Source organism: Halalkalicoccus sp. NIPERK01 (assembly GCF_030287405.1).
GTDB lineage: Archaea > Halobacteriota > Halobacteria > Halobacteriales > Halalkalicoccaceae > Halalkalicoccus.
The window spans coordinates 926,859-947,444 of the sequence record NZ_JASVVV010000001.1; the positions used below are offsets into that span (position 1 = coordinate 926,859).

Genomic DNA, 20,586 nt, shown 5'->3' on the forward strand with positions numbered 1-20,586 from the left:
GACCGCGAGAAGCCGCTACGCATCCGATCTCGCCTCCTCGAGTGAGTCGAGCCAGGCCCGACAGTAGTCCGCATACGCGCAGTCGGTCGTCGCGACGAGTCGGAGTTCGTCCTCGATCGCCTCGAGCTCGCGCAGGCGCTCGTCGATTGTTCGGTCGTCGCGCGCGTCGGCGGGGAGTGCTTGGCTCATCGGGAAGCCTCCTGCTCCTGCGGACGATCGGGACCGATCAGCTTGCGACTGTTATCCGGGCGGATCACCTCGCCGCGACAGTCGAATTCCTCGAACAGGGGCTCGAGCATCTCGACGTCCGTCTCGCTGGCGTCCTCGCGGACTTCGCGCTGGCCGTCCGATGCATCGCGGTTGATCAGCGTGTAGTGTTGTCCCTGGCTGTCGGCCGCCATCAGACACCACTCTCCGTCTCGGCGTCGAGGTCACTGCACACGATACAATGGGGCTCACCGTCGATCCAATCCGGCGGGAAGGACGGCTCACGCTCGCAGACGACGCAGTCGGGATGAGTGCATTCGTTGCTCTCACTCATGGCGATCACCACTGTTGGTTTCGGTATCACCCTCCAGGTCGATCGCGGCGGTGACGACATCGGACTCCTTGCGCGAGATCTCCGAAAGACGGAGCACGGAGACGATCGCGAGCTTCCGGCGCAGGATTAGCGTCTCACTCACTCGATCGACGCGCACCTCGTCGACACCGAACTCGCGGGGGAGTCGGGAGAGGCGCTGACCGCGCTCCCACGCCTGGATAAGCGATCCCTTTGCCTGTGGGACTCGCTCGCTCCAGCGCTGGCGGGCGTGCTCGGCGACGAACGGTGCAGGATCGGTCGCCGTGACGTCCGAACTCATAGGAATGCCTCCCGCATCGCTTCGATACGATCACTCCGCTCGCGCGGATCGAGCAGCGCACCGTTAGGTTGGGCTAGTCCGAGTTCGGTGACCAGTGCTCGCGTGTTGTTGACGCCGCCGAGTGCGAGGCGCTGGTTGAGCAAAACGGTGTTATCCGCCTGCTCGACGGCATCGAGGACCTCGGACAGACTGCGGACGCCACCTCGCGCCCCGTACACTTCCGTGATAATTTCCTCGGGGTCGCCCTCGAGCCACGGACACTCCTCTGCCGACAGTTCGCTATCCGCCATGGCGCCACCATCCGTCTCGGCGATGTCTTCCCACGCGCTCGCGAGGTCGCCGTCGAGACCGACGACGAGCAGGCCGGAGTCAGGATCACGCTCGACGGGCGCGCGGATGGTCTCACCGATCGGGAAGTCAAAGCCAAGCTGTCGAAGTGGTGCGCGACAGGATACTGACGCACCGCCTTTCTGACCATCTCGAGAGACGGTCCGTGCGTGGGGGCCTGAGTAGTCGGGATCGAAGCCGAGTTTCCGCTTCTCGCGATCGACCAGGACGTCGACCGAGTCGACATCGTCGAGCCAGCGCCGCGTCGCCCCGGTATTAAACCGAACCCCACCGTCGGTATAGATGGATGCTATCGGTTCGCCGTCGAAGCGTTGTTTCTCGACGCGTTCGAAGGCCATTAGCGACTCACCTCCCGAGTGGCCGTGCTGGCTCGCCGAGCTGCACAGTTCGTACAGGGACGGAAACGCAACGGCTCACCACAGGTCTGGCACGCGCCGTCCGGGTGTCGGACGACGGCCATCACGCTTCGACCTCCGATTCCGTATCCGTCACTACTTGGTAGATTGCCGACCACCAATATGCCGCGATTGCCGGGTTTTCAGCCTCGACTTCGATATCGAATCCGACGTCGTCCTCCGAGTAGTTGATGTACGCCATCACGATTCCCCCCGAATCACGCGCAGTTCTTCGACGCGCTCTAGTGCATTTTGAAACTCAGCTTCGACGTCGTCGAGATCGGTGTTTGTCGCCACGGCGGATTCGAGCGCCCGGTCGACGTGCTCGCGAACGTCCTCGCGGCTCATCGACGATCACGCTCCATTCGGTAGCTCGACATCTCACGTTGGCCGATCAGAATTATGGCGTGCGCGCCGACTAGATAGCCGGCGATAAATCCCACGATGGAACAGGCCATCTCGCGAATCATCGGAACAACCCCCAGGCGGTGAGCATGGTACCGATCAGCCATGCGAGCGGCCAACCGATAACGACGAACACGAGCAGGACAAGCGGAATCGCCCAGACACCGACTTGAGGTTCGGCGTATCCCCATGTAAAATACGCACTCAAAGCACCGACGGATACGCCGAGGAGTAGCCCGATGACGCCGCGTTTCTGCGCTCCGACGACCTCGTCGCGCATCTTCCTTTGATCCTCGCGAATATCGTCGAAGAACGGATCGTCGAAGGGGTCATCATTCATCGTCATCACGCTCCTCAACCTCCGTGACTGTCGCACCGTGATCCATCGCGAGTGTGACGATCGTCGCGAGGTCGCGGGCCAGTTTGTAGTTCGGGCCCGTCCGGACGAGCCCCGAGGAGCGCTCGTAGTCGATCACACCACAGGCGTCGAGCTTCGGAAGGTGCATGTGCTCGAGCGACCGGGTGACGATCTCGGGTCTGGGCGCGCCTTCGCGCCGTGAGAGCAGCACCGAGAGGTTCGCCGAGGCGACCTCGTCGCCGGGGCTGAGCGCGTAGATGATCCGCCGGCGGGCCTCGACGCCGATCGCCGAGAGGGCATCGTCGGTCGTCAGTTCCGGTGTGACCGTCGGTCCCGTCCCGGAGTCGGCGTCACTTTTGCTTTCACTCATCACGATCACGCTCCTCAGCCCGGCCGATCCATCGTCGGCGAGCATCTAGCGCCTGCCGGCCTCCATCGGCGAGGCGGTAGGTGTTCGTCCGGCCGTCGACAGACCCGGATTCTTTCTCGACGAGCCCCCTGTCAACGAGCGAGTCGAGGCCGGGATACAACCGGCCGTGAGCTACTTCTTTACCGTACTCGGCCTCAAGGACGCGCTTGACGTCGAGTCCACAGGGATCGTCAAGCCCGTCGATCGCGACGAGCATGTCGATCTGAAACCGAGTGAGTTCGTTCAGCGGTCGTGCGTCGATACTATCTTGCATCTGCGTTGAGTCTGTTAGCATGGTCTTGTGTTGGGACGGAATCGACCGTCCCCCACTGTTCCCTCAGAGCAAGACCACCGCCTCGCGCGGTCGCGTCGGCCTGGACAGCAGGACACGGCCGCGTGAGACAGCGGACTTCCTCAGTCGATTTATTCCAATTCGATCCGGGCCCACGAGACGCGCTCGCCAGTCCGAGCATCGAGCAGTTCGTAGTGTTCCGGATCGAGACCGACGTGGCGAGCACAGCTCGCACAGTAGGCGTGTGAGTTCGTGGGCTCCCACGTCGTGTGATTGTTCGGACACCGCCAGCGCATCCGTTGGATGGGATCTGTCCGGTCGATTCGGATGATCCGTCGGCGATCCTCGGTACTGCTGCCATCGGCCCGGGGCGAGTGGGATTCTGTTCGTGACACGGCCGAGACTGTTGTTCCACCCCGTCATGAAGGCGGTTCAACGGTTCGGTGGAAGTGAACGTACCTCGACCTGTCGATCTGTGAGGAGTACGAGTCGATAACTCCTCAAAATCGCCCCTAGACACACCAGTGAAAGTGATGGACTGCCGTTCCTGTGCGGGCGTACAGGCTCCATGAGCAGTATCCGTCCGGATTAGCGGTTGATTACACCGCCGACCGGTTGGATTAGTTAGGTCGTATTTATTTGGGCGTGCATTGTAGCCTGGCACTGGCAACCACCTCGATCTGGGGAGGAAGCCGCGTTCGGGGTGGTGTCACACCCCGGACACTTACTTGCAGCAGTTAGTCCATGAACACAGCTTCCGTGAGTGTGATATGTCCGCGCTGTATTATAGTTACTGATACGTGCTGTATGGCTAACAAAAGAGAACTGTAGTTAACGAAACGTACTTTCAGTTACGGATATTACTCGTACAGAGGTCATATAGTATGCCAAGGGACAAATCCGTAACTGCAAATGGGGGGCCTGCCCCTCTTGGGGATATGCATCGCGAGGTCGACTGGATGGTTCCTGCCGACGAGTATATTCTGGAGTTCCTCGCGAGCCTTCACTACCGTAACAAGCGCGTCATTCAGAAGCCGAGTAGTATCGGCCCGAATATCGGCTACGGGAATCGCCATACTGCGAATCGCTGTTCAGCACTCTCGAAGTATGGACTCCTCGAGCGGCACGACGACGCGGCGAAATATACGATCACGGATCTTGGTCAGCGCGTCGTCGATAACGAGATCTCGCCCGAGGAGTTGAACGCGATCGAGCCAGCAGAAAGCTAACAGGGAGGTCGCTGGTATATGTGACCAGTCACAACACTGATAATCTAACCTCCTGATATGCGGCTATGTTTCGGAGACTCCTCAGCGGCCTCCTTGATCGCTCAGATGCAACCAACTCACCGGATCAGCAAGAAACCATCTCCGACTCGGACAATTTCGACAGGTATCTTGACGCAAGAGACAACTGGCAATTTGAGCGTATCGACGAGTATGAGTTTGAGCATTATACCGACGCTATTGAGAGAATTAAACAACTGAAACGAGAACGGCGGCACGATGAGGTTGAAGACTTGCTATTGTGGTGTATCGACTTCGCCGAAAATGAAGTAGCCGCATATGGGTGGGATACTGTGCCACCGGCGTATTACCGACATCTCGCGATCGTGTACCGGAAGGACGATCGGAACGATGACGAGGTCGCAATTTTGGAGCGCTATATCGATCAAGGCGGGGAAATGGAGGGGATGATTAGTCGCCTTGAACGGGCGCGGGAGTTGAACGCGATCGAGCAGTCCGGCGAGTGAACGGTCAAAAAGAAACTGCGTCAGACGTCGTATCCCGCCTCTTTGCACATATGGCGGATTGCCTCGCCGATACTCGGGTAGCCGTATTCCTCTTGAATTGCTTCAGCTTGGTTGTAGACCGTTTCAGGGAGGCGGGCATGCTTCGTGTCGACCATACATACCCAATGCTTGCTTCACCAATAAGCGTTTCCAGATCGTAAACAGACCATAAACAGATCGGTAACTATAATAGTATGCTCTATGATATGATAATCATGCAACGTAGGAAATTCCTATTGGCAAGCGGACTTGCAACGACGACTGTCCTCGCTGGATGCACGGGTGCCGATGACGACGGAGATAACGGTGGAAGCAATGGCGGTGGCTCGGGCGACGGCAATGACGACACCGACTCTGAGAACGGTGGAGACGAGAATGGGTCTGGACAAGACGGTGGTAACGAGCCAGATCCAATCGAACTTTCGGGTTCAGGAGCGGACGTCTCCGACGAATTCGACCTTGAAGGTGGGTTCGTCATCGTCGAGGCAACCCACACTGGAGGGGATTCGAACTTCCAGATCGAGCTGGTAGACGATAACGGCGATATGGCAGCACTCTTCGTCAACGAGATTGGCGAATTTGACGGCAAAGCGGGTGCATCGCCCGAGGCCGGGTCATACGTTCTCGACATCAACGCGGATGGCGATTGGGAAATCACGCTTCGCCAACCCCGCCCAACGGAGGGAGACTCACTCCCAGTCGAAGAGAGTGGCGACAGCCCAAGTGTGATCGGTCCTTACGAATTCGACGGTCGGGTTAAAGCAACAGGATCGTATGACGGCCAGCGTAACTTTATCGTTGAGGTATATCCGGTGGATCCAGGCTACCACGAGCTCGTCTTCAACGAGATCGACTCGTTCGAGGGTTCGAACACGTTCTCCATGAACGGTCTGGGGTTCGTCGTCGTCCAGGCGAGCGGTTCCTGGACGCTCGAGATGGAGTAGGCTAGCTGCCCAACACTTTATAACGGATTACGGGACCACGGAGTGTATGCCCTACGGAACTCCCGACGAGTGGCTGTTCGAGGACTGGCAACTGATCGCGAGCGCGCTTCGCGAAGCGAAACACGAGGACTGTCGGTGCTACGAGTGCGATACGGTCGATTCATTGCTCGAGGACATCGCATACTACTGGGATCTCGATGAGTGCGAACTGTCCGGATTGGCCTAAATTAGCTCATATAGTAAGTATGCAAAGGTCTTACCTAATAGAATACACATCTCGAATATCTCTATGGAACCAGAATACACGATAGTACCACACAACAGAACTCCTGAAATCGCGCCAGGCGATACCATTGAGATCGACCTCTATCTATCAGGTGGGGGTATACCTGATGAAAACCGGCTTTATTTGAGTTATAACAAAGGATTACTTGATCATCAAAATACAGGCGAAATAAGAACATATGTGAAAAAGGGTACGGATCGTGCCACCGGAGAAATCCATCCAGTTTCAGGCGAGGAATTCGAACAATCAGATCAGATTGCAATCCCGGGGACTCATCTTGGATTTGTTGAGACTCTTTTTTATGAAGATGTGCACGCTAACAGCACCCTAGATGATGTTCCGCCACTTGTTGCAGAGAGGGATCATGATGGTCACTCTCCTGCGGAAATTCGAATGTATACTGGCGATTACTCTATATCAATAATACTTAATTATTCCTTTGAAGATGTTATCAAGCAAGATCGTCAAGACATAACAGTACATGTAACTAGCTGGGTAGAACGACACAGAAGAAAGCTAGAGGTTATTGGTCTATTTGGGATTATCGCTACTATCGGAATATTAGCCACTTCGATCTGAAATGTAAAGATAGCACTTGCCGCTCAGGCCTGAGCGCGTTCGACCGCATCCTCAAGGTGCGTGTCACAGGCGAACACCGAGAGGACGTCGTCGGTCAGCACGTAGTAGTCTCCGCCGAGATCGCAGTCGGAGTTCTGACAGCCCCGGGGCGCGTTATGCTCGCCGAGCTTGAGCACGAGATCGACGCCAGGCCGAGAGAGGCGTTCCGTCATGGACTCACCGGGTTCGAGCCTGGACAAGGTCCTTTTTCGCATCGATCACGGTGGTCGGCGAACCCACCGTGGCGACGGTACAGCTCGCCGCAAAACGGACACTTGCGAATCGCACCGTGATACGGGTACACCGGATCGAAGTATCCTGATCCGATCGTCACCTCCCGGACGAGCGCTGCGGCCCGAGTCGCGATCGCGAGATCGCGTGCGAGTTCTTGACTCATCAGACGTCTACCTCGTTGAGCGTCTTGAGCGCGCTGTCGACGTTTCGGGCGACTATTTCACCATCACAGTTTGGCGAGTCAAGTTCGGCGCTCGCCTGTTCGAGGTCACCACGGGCGTTGAGGACAGCCTCGTGACACTCGTCTGCTGCTGAAGAGCCATCGTCAGCTTCGAGTTCTTGGATGCGTTTGTGGGCGTCGTCGAGCTGCTCGCGAAGCCGTTTGACCTCACTCTCGTCTGGAGTCGCCGTATCGTTCGTTCCGCGCGGGTCATCGACCAACTCATACAGCGCCGTTGAGTCGTGGATACATCGGATCGCATCGCCAGCTTCGAGAACCGGGAGGCGTCCCCCGACTGTATTCCGGTGGAGGCCAGTCGCATCGACGATTGCACCCTTTGTCCGGGCACCGTCTCTCAACTCGTCAAGAATCTTCTCGTCGGCATCCGTCAGATCGTCGGCGTCTAACATACGATACTGCTGTTCTGCCATGCGTATTGTTCTTATTGTCTATGCACTTAGCACTTGTGCAATGATATTGTGTTATCCTATTGTGCTATATGCATATCTATAAGTAGCTGGCGAATAGAGTAGTAACTGGGCACGGGAGTCCGGCCAGAATCGATCTGGTCGGCGGGCGTTCCAGCGCCCCCGACCGTGCTTCGGGAGAACCGAAGCAATGCAACCTACGAATGCGACCGACGAAAAGAGCATCGACAAGCGAACGATCCGCGCAGCACGCGAGTCCATGACAACGATGCGGCAGGCACCGGGACTGTACCGGGTGTTCTCCGGGTCGAAGGCGTCGGAATACGTCGTCGACATCCTCGAGCCCGCCTGTGAGTGCCCGGCGTTCCAGTATCAAGCAGGTAAATGCAAACACATCCGCCGGATCGAGATGCTACTCGGCGAGCGCGAGATTCCGGACCTGCCGGGTCGGCCGGACGTTGAGGCGATGATCGATACGTACCAGGAGGCGATCTGAGATGGGGCGAACCGAATGTGCGAAATGTGGTCAGCCCGTTCGCGGCCGACGGCTCTGCCGCCAGTGCGAGCTCGACAAGCGCTACGGGCAGGGACTCAACGATGAGAGCGATGACGAGCCGATGACCGTCCTCGAGTACGAGTGTACGGCCTGCGGTCACGAATACGAGAGTGCCGAACAGATCGCGTGCCCGAAGTGTGGCGCTCGGACGCGACGGTTTATCGGCGAACTGGCAGGGTCGGCATAATGCCGTTCAACGGCACCGGTCGAGAACTCCACAGCAGCGAGGATCACCGCGAGGAGTCAGTCTACTGCACGCAGTGCGGGACTATCTACGTCAAGAACTTCCCCCGATCGTGCCCGGCATGCACACTCGCCGAGCGCCAAGAGAAGATCATCGAACAGATCGACCAGGTAGAGCGAGATCTCGACGTCATCGACGGAGGGTTCTGAAATGGGCTCCGAATCGAAGCTCGACGACCCGTCAGTCTCACTCGAAGACCTCGCGGGCGTGCTCGCCAAGCGCGAGGACGTCCTTGGGGCCGACGTTCGTAACGACGATCCGCTCGAGTGGCGCGACGGGTATCTCGAAGTTACGTTCGAGCGAGGACTCGTCCCGCCGAAGGCGCTGCTCGAGATCGGTGCGGCGGGTTTTGCGATTCACGACGTGATGCCACAGGGCTACGACCACTACATCGTCGAGATCGCCGAGGTGACGAATCGATGAGCGCTGATCTGGTACGCTTCACCTACGTTGGATGCGGGAAAGCAAAACGCGAGATCGACGGTCATCCAAATCATGCTAAGAACCAGTACCCGGCCGCTGCCCTGTACACGAGTAACTACTTCGCGCTCAAGCGCCGGTACGCTGAGCGCGCTTCCGAGTCGTGGTGGATCCTCTCAGCGAAGCACGGCCCGATCCATCCATTCGTTCGCCTGAAGCACTACGATGTCACGATGTCGGATTACCCGATCGAGGGTGGTAATGCGCCGTTCGAGACGATAGAGAACTGGGCCGAGCACGTCGTTGAGCAGGTCGGTGTCGCGGTGCGTCGCTACCAAGAGCAAGACGAAGCCGATGCCGTTGACGAGATCGTGATGCTTGCTGGGAAAGACTATCTCGACCCAGTTCGGGACGGGCTTTCCGCGATTGCCGACGAGTTCGACCTCATGATCCGCTATCCGTTCGATGATACATCAGGGATTGGTGAGCAGATGGCATGGCTCAAGAACCAGACCGATCATTCCGCCCCCGTCAGCCCGCGGTATCGACATATCTTCACTGATGAAATCAGAGAGGTGACGGACCAATGAGCGCCGGCCTCGACTCCCTCGAGGAGATCGAGCGCTACGTCGCCTGGAAGGACTTGCGCGACCTCGCCGTTCGGACGGTCGGCGCAGCGCTGCGCGCGGTCGTGATCGGCGTGGCCGTCGCCGCCCTCCTGGTCGCGATCGCGCTCGCCGTCCCCTCAGTCTCGATCCCGGATCAGACGACCCTCGCCCTGACGGTCGTGAGCTCGGCATCGGTGATCGCCGTGTTCGCGAGCGCGCTGCTCGCGAGTTCCCGCTGACGCCCCCTCCCCCTGACGTTTTGTTTTGATCGGCCGCAGCCCCTTCGGGCCCCGTCCGCTTTCCAACTGCTGACAGCGCGTTTCCGAGGTATTACCTTGTTCAACACCCACCTTTCACGGTCAGATTATGTTGCACAAGGTAAGACAGTGCTGCCGTTACGCACTATACTACTCTTCAAGTAAGACCGCTCACTCAGGCAATACTAATGTAAAATGAGTCTCGGTTCTCAGGCGTCGCCGCTGATCGTCAGATCGCCACCAGACTGGAATGCAGCCTCAAGGTTGGAAGTCGTGACGAGAGTGGTGAACGCAATTTCTTCGGTACCGTGACCATAATCGAACAGAGCACGGATGTGCAGCGTGGTATCTGCAGTCGTCCCATCAGCGGTATTCTCAAAGTCTGATGCCGAGACGAACTCCGAGTCAAGGAAACTAACCTGCGAAGCAAAAGGAGCTCCAGCGGTTTCATCCCACGGGATATCAGCATATGTCGCGTGTGAACCGCTCTCGGTCGAGATGTCAAAGGAACCGCTCGTAATCTGGCCCCAGTCGGTGCCATTTAGGCCAGCTTCCAGCGTGAAGGTGACCGTCTGTGTTGGAGTGTAGTTGTCCCAGCTCACAGTCATTTCGACGTCAGCATCCGACGCGATGTACACGTCGCTAATCGTACCATCTCCGGTTTCAATTGTGAGATCAGTTGCACTCCATGTCCCTAAGGTTGCTGCAAAAGCAGGCTGGGTTGAGTAGTGGACTAACGTGGCTCCTGCGACAGAGAGACCAGCAGCACCGACACCACCACGGATGAGTGTTCTGCGGGAGATCTTCGTCGAGTTTGTATCAGATTCCATCAATAATCTATATTATGTTAGTAGTTATATACCTTTGGATTATTATATTAATTACTAATAATTAATAATAGACTGGGAATTGCCACGCGGACGGAGAGGACCTACGTTGTAATTCGTGTCACCTGCCGTTTGACCCATCGCCAGAGATCGCCGACGCGCTCCCAAGGCCACTTGAGATCCGACGAGGACTCGATCGCGTCAGCAAAGAGCAACAGCCCGAGCACGAGAATCGCCACCAACGCGACGATCAACCAGTGATCGGTCGTGATCCACGAGGGAACCCATTCCCAAGCGGGCTGGTTGAGAACCATATACCCGCTGACACCGGCTGCAGCGAATACGAGGAGATGCTTCTTTCGTGCGTGTCCACCACCGAGTGCGGCGAGATAAATCAGCGACGCGATGTAGAAACTCGGGACGGTCAAGCGAAGGACGTCCGCCAGCCATGCAGCGTTAGTCATCGCCGCTCCCGACCGTATGACCGGTGATCGCCGGAATGACGTGTGCGAGCCCGGTCATTGCGAGGATGAACAGCAACCACAAAATGGTCGTCGTCGGCCCTGGCGCTCGGCCGACGATATTGAGGTACGCGAGTAAGGCGAACGCGCCGGTCCCGAGTAACAGACGAACGTATCCCTGTACCTGAGTTGTTAGGAGAATAAGCATCGCTGGATACCCGTTTCCGGCCGAGCGAGAATGCCGACCATTGGGTTTTTATCATGGGTTGTGGTGGTGTGGGTGTCTCGCTCGGGGGTGCGACCCCGGCGGGACAGGCGTCGGGGCTGGCTCCCCGGCGCATCGTTCATCGGGGGTTAGGCACCCTCCGTGATCCATTCGGTATTCTCATCTCCATCTCCATTGGCAAGAACGTCCTCGGCCACGCCGCGAGAACCCTCCTCGGCGTAGCGCTCCTCGAGGCGCTCGCGGCGTTCGTCGAGCTCGGCGCGGTTGGGCTGGCCGTGCGCTCCTATGAGCGACTGGACGGCCGCCCACGCCTCCTCAGGATCGTTCTGCTCGATGCCGTGCTGGAGTGAGAGCAGCGTCGAGTCGAGCGTCCCAACACCAGCCTCGCGGAGCTCGCCATACCGGTCGCGGCTCGTAGTCGCGATCTGGTACATCTCTCGGGCGACGATCCCGCCGACCGTGACTGCGCCGACGAATACCGCACTGCCGATGTCCGCGCCGACAGAGAGCGTATAGACGCCGGCGATCGCGCCGACGATCGCCATCGCGGCGACCTCGTCCTTGCCTTTCGCCCACTGCCAGGACTCGCCGTTCTTTCGGGCGGCGTAAACTGTCCGGCCGGCGCCGATCACAGCGAAGGCGAGGACCGTCCCGAGTGTTTTCAAAAACTGTGCTGTGGATTCGTCTACGTAGTTGTCGATCATCATGACGTCGGTCTGAAGGAGTGTTAGATACCGAGCGTTCGGCGAAGGCGTCCGATCCCATCTCCGTAGGCCTCGCGACGCTCGGCGGACAGCAGCGGCTCGCCGTCCATCGGGTCCTCGAGGTTCAACTCACACCCGTAGCCGGGGTAGTGCCGGCTCATGCCGTACTGGTTATCCGTCCACGAGAAGTTACAGTAGCCGTTCTCGTCCTGATACGCTGCAGGAACGCCCGACTGTGCGAAGGCGTCCTCCGGGCTCTCGTGAGGGATGTGACAGCGCTCGATGCGGACGCCCTCTTTGGGGACGCCGCGGATCGAGGCGACCGGGTTGAGCCGTCCGGGGCTGAAGTTGATCCCCTCCGAGGCGGGCGGGATGTGCGTCTCAACGAAGGTGCATCGGCGGACGTCAATCCGGCCACCAGCTCGATACTTCCACTCGCGATGTTCGGGATCGTCCGAGCCGCTCATGTTGTTTCCGACCCGGTGCATATCCAGGATGTGCGAGGAGAACGTCGGTCCGAACAGGCAGTTCTCGAGCGTGTAGCCGCCGTCCTCGTGGCCGAACCCGCAGAGCGGGTGGCGTGCGGCGTTGAAATACGAGTCCGTGATCGTCGGATGGCCCCGGACGACGTCGATCACGTAGCCCGCGCTCGTTTTCATGCAGTTGTGGCCGTCGATGTGATGGATCGACGGCGTGCCGGCCGACCACTCACGAGCGCCAAGATACATTCCCTGATTCGCCCAGCCCGCAAGCTCGATGTTGTCGATCTCGACGCCGCTGTCGTAGACGACCATCCCGCGGGCCCGGTTCGGCGAATAGACCTGTGCCTTGCGCTCGGCGTAGGTATCCTGCGGCGGGAAGGGTATGTACCCCGGCATCCGGGGGTTATCGAAGTAGTCGATCTGTGGGCCGATGAGCCGGAGCGCCGTCAGCCGGGCGTCATCGTGGACGTGGAAGACGCCAGTCGCCCCGCCGCCGGCCCAGGCGTGGGATCGGACACCCTTCTCGCGGGTGAACAGCTTCGCGCCCGGAGACCCGTCGAGGCCGCGATCACTCGCGAGGACGGTCTCACCGCGCAGGTGGTAGGTGTGTGGGGCGAGATCAAGTTCTACGTCGTCGGGCACCCAGACGACACCTTCGGTGCGACTGTCCAGGATATCGGCGAGCTCGTCACCAGTCCGAACCACTACGTCGGCGTCAGTCCGGTGGACGCGATTGGCGGGCTCGTAGCCCTCGCCTCCCCCGATCTCCGAGCGAGGCAGGAGCTCCTCGCGAATCCACTGGTCAGTATAGAGGTCAACTGGCATGGTATTAGTGAGCGTCCTCATCAGCGGCGATCTCGAGGTTGAAGAAGTAGTACCAGTAGTCGTTGCGATCGTAGGGTGCATAGCTCTCATCGACGCTGTCGGGCTTGTTCCCGCCGTGGAGCGTGACACCCTCGCGAGACTGGCTGTCCCAGCCACCCCAGTCACGCCGAGCGAGCGGGAAATTCCCGACGCGCGTCAGGAGGTACTCACCCGCGCCGGGAATCGTCATGTCCAGGTCGATCCAGTTGATGCCTTCCTCGACGGTGAGCTCGCGGACTGTGACCTCCTCGACGATGTCGGAACCGTCGAAGCGATACAGCGCCGCGGTGAACGTCCCCGACTTGCCGGCGTCGACGACGGCCCGGCCGAGGTGGGCGCCGCGTCCGGTCGAGAAGTGGATCCCCCATCGGTCGACAGTGTGATGCGGGCCGGCCGGCGAGGGACCGAGCTTCCGCGCCGGAAGCATGATCCGTCCGGCAGCTGCCTGGATCTCCTCGGCGAACTCCTCGCGGATGATCTCGCGGACCAGCTCACGGTCGACACTCCCGACTACCCCGGCCTCGATTTCCTCGAGTTCGGCACTGACGATCTCGTGAACGCGTGATTCGCTCGCGCCGGTGTCGATACTGGATAGTTGCTGTTCGATTCGTCTGTCGACCGGTTCGTTGACGTCCGCGTTGTCGTCTGTTGGGTTGTTACTCATGGGTAGGAAGATCGTTCGTAGAGATCGCTGCCCGGCCCCATCGACATGGGACTTGTTGGTGGATCATCAGGGCCGGTCGAGAGATGAGATCGTATCACACGATCAAGGAGTTCATCCGGATCTCGTCGGCGTACATCTCGCCGTCGTTACACCGCAACGCGAGCTTGCCGGGCCACGAGAAGCGATCTGTATTCTCGTCACCCTGGAGGTTCTCGAGGCGCGTGCCCGACGAGTCGTACAGGCGGGCGCGGATCTGGTCGGGATCGGCGAGGAACTCGACACGATACCACTGGGTCGAGTAACTGACGTCCGTCCCGTCGTCGTCGGCGACGGTTGTTAGTGATCCATCCTCACGTCGATCGACGCGAAACGCGCCGTCCATGAACAGTTTGACTGTGTAGTGGTTATCCCAGTCGCTCGTACTGCCGCCGAAGGCGACCCAGTATGAGTGTGCGCTGTCGGTACTGATCGGCCGAATCCAGAACTCAGCCCATGTCCCGCGCTCGTAGTAGTTCGGCAAGCCGTCGCCGGGGACCGAGTAGATTTCACGCTGGCCGTCGAAGTGGACACCGTAGGACCCGTCATATGCCGCGACACTCGTCGTATCGACGGTGCCAGTCCCGCTCGGGTCGGTGTAGTACGCGGGGATGTCGTTGTGCTCGAAGTCGTCGATGGTTCGGTGTGGCAAGTAGACGGTCGTCCCGTTGACCTGGACCTCGACGATCTCCGTCCCGCCGATTTCGATGCGGCCCTCGATCGGCGTGCCGTTGATTTCGAGTGGCACGGCTATTCCTCCGCGATAAAGGTGATCGTATCGCCGCTCTCGGTCCGTATTTCCATCGTGTTGCCGTCCCACTCGCTCGCTTCAGACACGACCCCACGGTCGCTACTCGTAAGCGTTCCACCTACATCGACACTGCTGCGAAATTCCCATCGTTCTGTGTCGAAGTTATAGCGGAGTTGCTGCTGGGTTCGTTTATTGCCGTCAATGACTGGAGTGAGAACGAACCGCTGACCGTCTGAACTCCATTCGGGTTCGATCCAGTTGTTTGAGTTAGTCGTTTTCCATTGTCCGACTACAGTATCAACGATGTTTTCGGTCGTCCCCTTGACCGTCATGCCGCCTGTGAGCGTTGGGCCGCCAGTAATTGCTTCAACCTCATGTATCGTATTGCCATTGACGTAGAAATCGCCAGTCGTACCGAAACCGCGTCGGAAGATCCATCGACCATTCTGAGGGAGCTCATCGTCATGTTCAAATCGGAGTTGATTCCCGCCGGCCGGCTCCCCTGGTTTTTCAGGGGCGATATAGGAAATCGTCCCATCAGTAGTCGCTGACAGCCAAATTCCCTCTGAATTATCCGGGTGCCCGACACCAAGATTCGGACGTCCGTCACCATCCTCTTCCGATCGGATCCATCCGCTATGCCCGCTAAACGCAGGTGGAATTACTACATGTCCGTCGTCATCGGTTTTAATACGTGGACCGATAACGCGCAGGTCTTCCCAGTCGGTGACTTCGCCGTTAGCAGTGTTGAACTCGTAGATAGGGATCTTGGCGTGGTCCTCGGGGTAATCTGCTTCAAGGCCAATTAGAATTGTGTCACTCGACCCACCGGCCCACCCGAGATAAAGCGTCTGCCCGGCTATGTTATCCGGGAGTTCGTAGTCAGTAACCGTATCCTTAAAGAGCCCTTTTCCCGCAATGAATGCCTCGCCGTGCCTGATGCGGACGGTCGTATCGTCCCATCGATCCGAATCGTACGCGAAGGCGTTCTGGGAATTTTGTGGTGCGTGCGGGGACGCATCGGAGAAGTATCGCTCGCCCTCCGGCGTGATGAACCCCTGCCCGGCCCAGAACTGATGAGCCGCTGCGTGCGCCATGCTGTAGAGTGTGCCTGGACTCGGCTCGACAGCTTCTCGTTCGGCCATTAGCTACTGCCTCCTGACGAATCGAACGTGAACTCAGCGACCATTACCAGTCCCTCCTGATCGGATTTCTCGACTGAATTGGTGAGTGCATGATTGGCGAGGTGTCCGTGGTTGGTGACCGTCCCGGCCTCGACGATTGGCCCGGCGGTCGTCGTGTTCGCTTGGTTCGTGTCGAAAAAGGCACGCATCGTGAGGACGGTGTCGTTACGGTCGTACGTGGCGATCGTCGAGCGATCGAGTTCGTCGTTGATCGTCTCATTGGTATACTCTGGAGCGACGTCACTCGTCCCGACAGCGATTGCGTCGAACGTGTCACTTAGACCCTCGCCCTGACTAACTGTTCGGGCGATCGACCGATCCATCCCGATGCAGATCAGATTCGATGTCCACGACTCTTTGAGTGGGCCTGCCTCGTCGGCGATCTGTAATTTCTTCTGTGGATCAAGTGCGTGCCAGCGGTCGGCATCCACGTCAGCGTGCCGCCGAAGCGTGTCGATATCGTAAAGCAGGTACCCGATTCGGCCGGACACAGCAGTTGCGCCCTCGCTAAGAGTGCGTGTGCGCGTAGCCACCATCAGTACATGGCCTCCGATAGGTCCCAGCCTCCTGAGGTGCTGTCGTCCCAGCGGAATGCTGGGTCGGTGTCGATGTTTCCCGTCATGGTCGCGTCGCCTAAACTGAACGTTTCGGCGAAGCGTCGGGAGACGTCGATCCGATCGCCCGGTTCACGCCCCTCCTCAAGGCTTCGAAGGCGCTCGTCTTGTCGGCGGAACTTTGCTGCGATGCGGTGCTCTGGAGACTGGATGTTTGGCATGGGTTGTGTCGAACGAAGTCGGTTATAGCGACGCGACGTTCTGGAACGTCAGGTCGGTCCGCAGGTTGATCCCGTCGAACGTGTCGGAGCGCTCGATCAGCATATAATCGCCGACGGCGTCGACGTGCGGATACTCGAACCCGACGATCTCTCCGGGTTGGAGCTGATGAGCGCGAAACGACCGCGCCTCGGTTTCGAGCGTCTGGGGCATCGTGCTCTTCTCGCGGAGCTTTGCACTTAGATGGTCCTCGACCGCTCGAAACGAGGAGAGCGAATCTTTTTTATCTCGGTGTTCGCGGAGCCGGTATTGCTCGACGGAATCACGGTTCTGATCCCGGCTGAACAACGGGAACGGGTAGTAGGTCTTGATGGCCGGGTCACCACTCGCCGTAATTCCGATATCGTGGCCCTCGTCACCAGCCGATTCGATGATGAGCCACGGATCAGGCGGGAGGGCGGCGTCTGATCGCAGACGGAACCGATCGCGGAACGACTCGTCGCCCAAGAACTCGAACGACGACCGATCCGACACGATGTCCGCTGAGTCATCGTCAGGGCGACGCGGCCCCGTATCGTCGGCGTTCCCGCGCTGGATGCGCACGCGGAGATCCTCCTCGCTGACGGGGCGTGTCCACACCGCGACTCGATCCAATCGTGACTTTTCGGGATCAAGGCGATAGTGGATCCGATCGAACTCAGTCACCCGTTGATACGAGACGACGTCACTGGCGTCCACAGCCGTCACTTCGTCCTCACTGATGTCGGAGCCGCCGTCAACGCGGACGTCGTTGTAGAGGTCGTCATCGGAGGGGTCCACATCGAGTAAGTAGAAGTCATCAGGTGTGTTCGCCTGCCCCCGCTGCATCCAGAACCGTCGGTCGGCACTACCGAGTGGTCGAAACGTGACTGTCGTGCCGGACGATCCCAGCAGCGCCGCCCCTCGCTGTGCGAGCTCGGTCAGCGCTTCGAGTAGGGAGAGGCCGTCGATCTCGATGTCGGTCCGGTGGGTGACGGGCTCGACGCCAGCGGTCGTGAGTTCGGGACACTTCGCGTCGACCAGCTGCTCAACGATCCCAGGGTCATCCGAGTCGCCCGTAGCGACCGGTTCATCGCGGAACTCACCGTAGAATCGGCGATTGTCGAGCACCTCAAACACGAAGTCGTGCGCACCGAAGGCCATGTTGACCCGGTGGGCACCGAGTTCTTCGTATTCGGGTTGTTGGGCCCAGCCCGTCCACCGCCGATCCGCGAAGGCGTCGTGTGGACCGCCATACAGCGTCTCGCCGTATCGCGTCTCGCCGTACAGCGCCTCGTCTGTCTCTGTCTCGATGCCGGAGATGTCCTGATCGGTCGTGTGCTCGACGAGGAACTCAATCCGAGACCCGGATCGGACCGTCCCGGTGTACTTCCCGTTCGGCGACAGGATCTCGAAGGTGGCGCTGTCTTTCCAGCCTGCCACCCGCCGTGTGATTTCGACGGGTGCGATACCGCCGCGGTACATGAGGTCATTCGTCTCCTCGTCGCCGGAGACATCAAACACCTCGTCGGCACTGCCCGACTCGTTGCCAGGGTGGAACACCTGTAGCTCGGCGTCCGTGATCGTGAGAACCATGTGTAGACTCTACCAGGCAACAACCTCGTCCCAGCGCATGGCAGTCGAATCGGCCGCATGCAAAAGGAACATGTGGTCGGTATCGCCAATCCAGTCTTGATCCGCGGCAGCGGGTTCATAGACCCCCCGAGAAGCACCATCGAACAGTAACTGGATCATTCCATCAGAATCGCGGATTAGGCTCACTGTGTGGGGCTCGGTATCTTTCGGCCACGACGATTCAATCACGTCTGTTGCGGCCCCATCGAGAATCTCCGTCACGCGGAGAGAGGCTGTCGAGGCGCTCTCATCGTGATGCGTTAGCTGGATTCGGTACTCGTACTGATCGCGGTCGATTACAAGCGGAGCGAATATAATCGGCTGATCCGTTATCGAATCAGTCGCCTGAAACGAGGCTTGCCAGCGGCCAGTGCGCAACGCACAGGGTGCGGTCACGACCGTGTTGCCACCGTCGGTGTCGGTGACGAGCGCTTCGTCCTGCACTGATGGAGCGCCGAGTTCGACTGTCCACTCGGGGCGGAGCAGACCGGCTTGGACCCCTCCAACAGTCGGAATTCGATTCGCTTCGAATTGCCCGTCGCCGAAGTCGTCGAAGAAGGCATACGCCGTAATCCCATCGTCGTCGAAATCCACTGTATTGGGGACGATCGACGAACCAACGCTCGCATGCGAGATCCCGAGTCGGCCCTGATCTCGACCTTCGTCCTCGAAGACCGAGTGGATGATCGCCCACGTCTCGCCGAACGGGACCAGGCACGGACCTTCGAAACCGGTCCATCGCGTCCCCTCCGTCGAGATGATTGGGCCGTCGGCCTTCTCCCACTTCTGATCAATCTGATCGGCGTGGGCGATCCCTACCCGACCCACGTTGAAATCATCTGAGCGATAGCACGTCCACCAGCGGCCGTTCCACCGGATCGGTGACTGGATCGACGTGATCTCATCCTCCCACGCCTGATCGACTTCGAGGATTGGGTTACTGTCAATCTCCGTCCAGTTGAGAAGGTCATCAGATCTGAGGACGCCGACTTTGATCTCTCGATTCGTTTCATTCGATACGCCGACGTTACAGAACGCGTACCACGTCCCGTCGACCTTGTGAAGTCCTCGGACGTAGACCCTATCGGCGTCAGCGTGCGTCCAACTGCCGAAATCAGCGACAGTGATGACGGGGTCATCTGTCCACTCCCACGAACCCCGTTCGAGATCGTCGCTGAATCCGACACCTCCCGCTCGAATGCCAGGGATCGTCTCATCATCGGCGACGATCCCGGTCGTGACGACTGCCCACTGATCTCGGTCGTCATCCCACACGAGTGCCTCAGCCAGCACACGGGACCCGTGCCAGTCGGCAACATTGTAGCCGACAATCGGATTCGCAGGCGAATCTGTCCACGATAAAAGGTCACGGGAGAACGCAAGCGATCCCGTCTGATTCGCCAACTGCGGATCGGCGTCCTGCTCGTGCGGCCGTGGTTTGCTCTGATAGAGTAACGCATACAGCCCCTCGCCGAACCGATACAGCGAGCGCGGGTTCGTCCGACTCCCAAATCGTTCGTCGAGACGTCTGCCTGGGAAGAGCGCATCCTCTCGGATCGTCCATGCGTCAGGGTTGAGCGGCGGATCGCGGGTTAGACTGTCGTTCTGACTCCACTTGGCAGTCTCACCACGTTCGCGTCCGGTCGGAGTGCGTGTGGAAAGTTGATGGGGCTCCGATTGGGCGGGTTTCGAGTGGCCGAACAGCCGCCGATCGATCACATCACCAGCAGTGAGTGTGCCGGACTCAGAGGAAACCCACACCCACGCCAGCGGCGTCCCCTCGACCTGTGGGGGTGCTGGGCGCTCGACCCCAGCCCGTTGTGAATCCGATGGTCGGGGATTTTCTTCGGCTCCCTCTTCCACGTCAATCCCACTCTCTGTTCCGTGGACGACGTCCCAGCGGGCCGTTCCGGGGCTCGGACTGGTCCCGAGACCAACAGACGTTTCCTTGATGTCAACCGGCGACCCGGCGACGAAGTACCTGCCCGGATCGACGATCAGTGTGTCAGACACACCAAATTGCCCGGAACCGAGCGTGACCTGACATCCCTCGTCGACGTGGTAGCCATGATACCGATCCGATCGCGCGTTCGTATCGAGCGCCTGGATCCCATCACGATCACCGACACGATAGTCCTCACCGCTCATCTGACTACCACCTCCCCCCTCCTGTGAGCGACCGAAGAGGTAGCCGACTGCACCAGCCGCAGCGCCCAGAACGCCGAAAAACGAGCGCCGAGTGGTCGCGAGCGGGCTACTCTCCGATTCGTCCATGACCTACATGTGT

Annotated in this window: 34 protein-coding genes; 10 read left to right on the plus strand and 24 right to left on the minus strand. The window is 59.2% G+C overall.

All coding sequences use genetic code 11. The features are described 5' to 3' along the window. Positions 1-15: 15 nt before the first annotated feature. The 10 genes from QRT08_RS04930 to QRT08_RS04975 form a co-directional block, all read right to left on the minus strand. Positions 16-189, minus strand: coding sequence for a hypothetical protein (locus QRT08_RS04930; protein ID WP_286044797.1), 174 nt, complete (start codon positions 187-189; stop codon positions 16-18). Beyond that, on the minus strand, positions 186-401 hold the full coding sequence (locus QRT08_RS04935; RefSeq protein ID WP_286044798.1) for a hypothetical protein: 216 nt from the start codon (positions 399-401) through the stop codon (positions 186-188). Before QRT08_RS04935 ends, QRT08_RS04930 begins: the two co-directional genes overlap by 4 nt. A 132-nt stretch (positions 402-533) precedes the next feature. Continuing rightward, a complete protein-coding gene (locus QRT08_RS04940) occupies positions 534-860 on the minus strand; it encodes a hypothetical protein (protein WP_286044799.1) in 327 nt (108 codons plus the stop codon). After that, the gene (locus QRT08_RS04945; protein WP_286044800.1) at positions 857-1,546 is read right to left on the minus strand and encodes a hypothetical protein; all 690 of its coding nucleotides are present in this window, start codon (positions 1,544-1,546) and stop codon (positions 857-859) included. Before QRT08_RS04945 ends, QRT08_RS04940 begins: the two co-directional genes overlap by 4 nt. 121 nt (positions 1,547-1,667) lie before the next feature. After that, on the minus strand, positions 1,668-1,805 hold the full coding sequence (locus QRT08_RS04950) for a hypothetical protein (RefSeq protein ID WP_286044801.1): 138 nt from the start codon (positions 1,803-1,805) through the stop codon (positions 1,668-1,670). Then, a complete protein-coding gene (locus QRT08_RS04955) occupies positions 1,805-1,951 on the minus strand; it encodes a hypothetical protein (protein ID WP_286044802.1) in 147 nt (48 codons plus the stop codon). Before QRT08_RS04955 ends, QRT08_RS04950 begins: the two co-directional genes overlap by 1 nt. Before the next feature lie 118 nt (positions 1,952-2,069). Continuing rightward, positions 2,070-2,354, minus strand: coding sequence for a hypothetical protein (locus tag QRT08_RS04960; RefSeq protein ID WP_286044803.1), 285 nt, complete (start codon positions 2,352-2,354; stop codon positions 2,070-2,072). Next, entirely contained in the window at positions 2,341-2,736 is a 396-nt protein-coding gene (locus tag QRT08_RS04965) for a DUF7344 domain-containing protein (protein WP_286044804.1), read from the minus strand. Before QRT08_RS04965 ends, QRT08_RS04960 begins: the two co-directional genes overlap by 14 nt. Beyond that, on the minus strand, positions 2,729-3,022 hold the full coding sequence (locus QRT08_RS04970; protein WP_286045025.1) for a PadR family transcriptional regulator: 294 nt from the start codon (positions 3,020-3,022) through the stop codon (positions 2,729-2,731). The genes QRT08_RS04965 and QRT08_RS04970 overlap by 8 nt, the downstream gene beginning before the upstream one ends. 176 nt (positions 3,023-3,198) lie before the next feature. Beyond that, the gene (locus QRT08_RS04975; protein ID WP_286044805.1) at positions 3,199-3,462 is read right to left on the minus strand and encodes a hypothetical protein; all 264 of its coding nucleotides are present in this window, start codon (positions 3,460-3,462) and stop codon (positions 3,199-3,201) included. A gap of 543 nt (positions 3,463-4,005) precedes the next feature. Here QRT08_RS04975 and QRT08_RS04980 point away from each other — a divergent pair. Together QRT08_RS04980 and QRT08_RS04985 are read left to right on the plus strand one after the other, a co-directional pair. Then, positions 4,006-4,296: a hypothetical protein gene (locus tag QRT08_RS04980; RefSeq protein WP_286044806.1), complete on the plus strand. Its 291-nt coding sequence runs from the start codon at positions 4,006-4,008 to the stop codon at positions 4,294-4,296. A gap of 65 nt (positions 4,297-4,361) precedes the next feature. Next, positions 4,362-4,820 carry a hypothetical protein gene (locus QRT08_RS04985; protein WP_286044807.1) on the plus strand — a complete coding sequence of 153 codons (459 nt, stop codon included), beginning with the start codon at positions 4,362-4,364 and terminating at the stop codon, positions 4,818-4,820. 20 nt (positions 4,821-4,840) lie between these two features. Here the strand turns inward: QRT08_RS04985 and QRT08_RS04990 are convergent, their stop codons facing one another. Next, entirely contained in the window at positions 4,841-4,975 is a 135-nt protein-coding gene (locus QRT08_RS04990) for a ribbon-helix-helix domain-containing protein (RefSeq protein WP_286044808.1), read from the minus strand. A gap of 78 nt (positions 4,976-5,053) precedes the next feature. Between QRT08_RS04990 and QRT08_RS04995 the strand changes: the two genes are divergently transcribed. The 3 genes from QRT08_RS04995 to QRT08_RS05005 all read left to right on the plus strand — a co-directional run bounded on the left by QRT08_RS04995 (position 5,054) and on the right by QRT08_RS05005 (position 6,668). Further along, entirely contained in the window at positions 5,054-5,803 is a 750-nt protein-coding gene (locus QRT08_RS04995; protein WP_286044809.1) for a hypothetical protein, read from the plus strand. Between the two features lie 46 nt (positions 5,804-5,849). After that, positions 5,850-6,029 carry a hypothetical protein gene (locus QRT08_RS05000; RefSeq protein ID WP_286044810.1) on the plus strand — a complete coding sequence of 60 codons (180 nt, stop codon included), beginning with the start codon at positions 5,850-5,852 and terminating at the stop codon, positions 6,027-6,029. 63 nt (positions 6,030-6,092) lie between these two features. After that, entirely contained in the window at positions 6,093-6,668 is a 576-nt protein-coding gene (locus QRT08_RS05005) for a DUF8164 family protein (RefSeq protein WP_286044811.1), read from the plus strand. A 23-nt stretch (positions 6,669-6,691) separates the two neighbouring features. On the opposite strand, the gene QRT08_RS05010 is transcribed toward QRT08_RS05005, so the two are convergent. Continuing rightward, the gene (locus QRT08_RS05010) at positions 6,692-6,880 is read right to left on the minus strand and encodes a hypothetical protein (RefSeq protein ID WP_286044812.1); all 189 of its coding nucleotides are present in this window, start codon (positions 6,878-6,880) and stop codon (positions 6,692-6,694) included. A gap of 223 nt (positions 6,881-7,103) precedes the next feature. Next, positions 7,104-7,592 (minus strand): hypothetical protein, encoded by a 489-nt coding sequence (locus QRT08_RS05015; protein WP_286044813.1) that lies wholly within the window; start codon positions 7,590-7,592, stop codon positions 7,104-7,106. A 187-nt stretch (positions 7,593-7,779) separates the two neighbouring features. Here QRT08_RS05015 and QRT08_RS05020 point away from each other — a divergent pair, with 187 nt between their 5' ends. From QRT08_RS05020 to QRT08_RS05040, 5 genes are all read left to right on the plus strand, one after another. After that, on the plus strand, positions 7,780-8,085 hold the full coding sequence (locus QRT08_RS05020) for an SWIM zinc finger family protein (protein ID WP_286044814.1): 306 nt from the start codon (positions 7,780-7,782) through the stop codon (positions 8,083-8,085). Positions 8,086-8,331: 246 nt separating this feature from the next. Continuing rightward, positions 8,332-8,538 (plus strand): hypothetical protein, encoded by a 207-nt coding sequence (locus tag QRT08_RS05025; RefSeq protein WP_286044815.1) that lies wholly within the window; start codon positions 8,332-8,334, stop codon positions 8,536-8,538. 1 nt (position 8,539) lies between these two features. Beyond that, positions 8,540-8,812, plus strand: coding sequence for a hypothetical protein (locus QRT08_RS05030; RefSeq protein ID WP_286044816.1), 273 nt, complete (start codon positions 8,540-8,542; stop codon positions 8,810-8,812). Beyond that, a complete protein-coding gene (locus QRT08_RS05035) occupies positions 8,809-9,399 on the plus strand; it encodes a DUF6884 domain-containing protein (RefSeq protein WP_286044817.1) in 591 nt (196 codons plus the stop codon). The genes QRT08_RS05030 and QRT08_RS05035 overlap by 4 nt, the downstream gene beginning before the upstream one ends. Next, the gene (locus tag QRT08_RS05040; protein ID WP_286044818.1) at positions 9,396-9,656 is read left to right on the plus strand and encodes a hypothetical protein; all 261 of its coding nucleotides are present in this window, start codon (positions 9,396-9,398) and stop codon (positions 9,654-9,656) included. Before QRT08_RS05035 ends, QRT08_RS05040 begins: the two co-directional genes overlap by 4 nt. Positions 9,657-9,883: 227 nt before the next feature. Here the strand turns inward: QRT08_RS05040 and QRT08_RS05045 are convergent, their stop codons facing one another. The 11 genes from QRT08_RS05045 to QRT08_RS05095 all read right to left on the minus strand — a co-directional run bounded on the left by QRT08_RS05045 (position 9,884) and on the right by QRT08_RS05095 (position 20,573). Next, positions 9,884-10,504, minus strand: coding sequence for a hypothetical protein (locus QRT08_RS05045; protein ID WP_286044819.1), 621 nt, complete (start codon positions 10,502-10,504; stop codon positions 9,884-9,886). Positions 10,505-10,605: 101 nt separating this feature from the next. Further along, the gene (locus QRT08_RS05050; RefSeq protein WP_286044820.1) at positions 10,606-10,965 is read right to left on the minus strand and encodes a hypothetical protein; all 360 of its coding nucleotides are present in this window, start codon (positions 10,963-10,965) and stop codon (positions 10,606-10,608) included. Positions 10,966-11,316: 351 nt separating this feature from the next. Continuing rightward, positions 11,317-11,892, minus strand: coding sequence for a hypothetical protein (locus QRT08_RS05055; RefSeq protein WP_286044821.1), 576 nt, complete (start codon positions 11,890-11,892; stop codon positions 11,317-11,319). Positions 11,893-11,915: 23 nt separating this feature from the next. Beyond that, positions 11,916-13,199, minus strand: coding sequence for a hypothetical protein (locus tag QRT08_RS05060; protein ID WP_286044822.1), 1,284 nt, complete (start codon positions 13,197-13,199; stop codon positions 11,916-11,918). Positions 13,200-13,203: 4 nt separating this feature from the next. After that, positions 13,204-13,902, minus strand: a complete 699-nt coding sequence (locus tag QRT08_RS05065; protein ID WP_286044824.1) for a hypothetical protein — start codon at positions 13,900-13,902, stop codon at positions 13,204-13,206. Between the two features lie 94 nt (positions 13,903-13,996). After that, positions 13,997-14,686, minus strand: coding sequence for a hypothetical protein (locus QRT08_RS05070; RefSeq protein ID WP_286044825.1), 690 nt, complete (start codon positions 14,684-14,686; stop codon positions 13,997-13,999). 2 nt (positions 14,687-14,688) lie between these two features. Further along, positions 14,689-15,834, minus strand: coding sequence for a hypothetical protein (locus tag QRT08_RS05075; RefSeq protein WP_286044826.1), 1,146 nt, complete (start codon positions 15,832-15,834; stop codon positions 14,689-14,691). After that, positions 15,834-16,409, minus strand: a complete 576-nt coding sequence (locus QRT08_RS05080) for a hypothetical protein (protein ID WP_286044827.1) — start codon at positions 16,407-16,409, stop codon at positions 15,834-15,836. Before QRT08_RS05080 ends, QRT08_RS05075 begins: the two co-directional genes overlap by 1 nt. Continuing rightward, positions 16,409-16,648: a hypothetical protein gene (locus QRT08_RS05085; protein WP_286044828.1), complete on the minus strand. Its 240-nt coding sequence runs from the start codon at positions 16,646-16,648 to the stop codon at positions 16,409-16,411. The genes QRT08_RS05080 and QRT08_RS05085 overlap by 1 nt, the downstream gene beginning before the upstream one ends. A 22-nt stretch (positions 16,649-16,670) precedes the next feature. Further along, entirely contained in the window at positions 16,671-18,260 is a 1,590-nt protein-coding gene (locus QRT08_RS05090) for a hypothetical protein (RefSeq protein WP_286044829.1), read from the minus strand. 9 nt (positions 18,261-18,269) lie between these two features. Next, the gene (locus QRT08_RS05095; protein ID WP_286044830.1) at positions 18,270-20,573 is read right to left on the minus strand and encodes a glycoside hydrolase family protein; all 2,304 of its coding nucleotides are present in this window, start codon (positions 20,571-20,573) and stop codon (positions 18,270-18,272) included. Positions 20,574-20,586 lie beyond the last annotated feature (13 nt).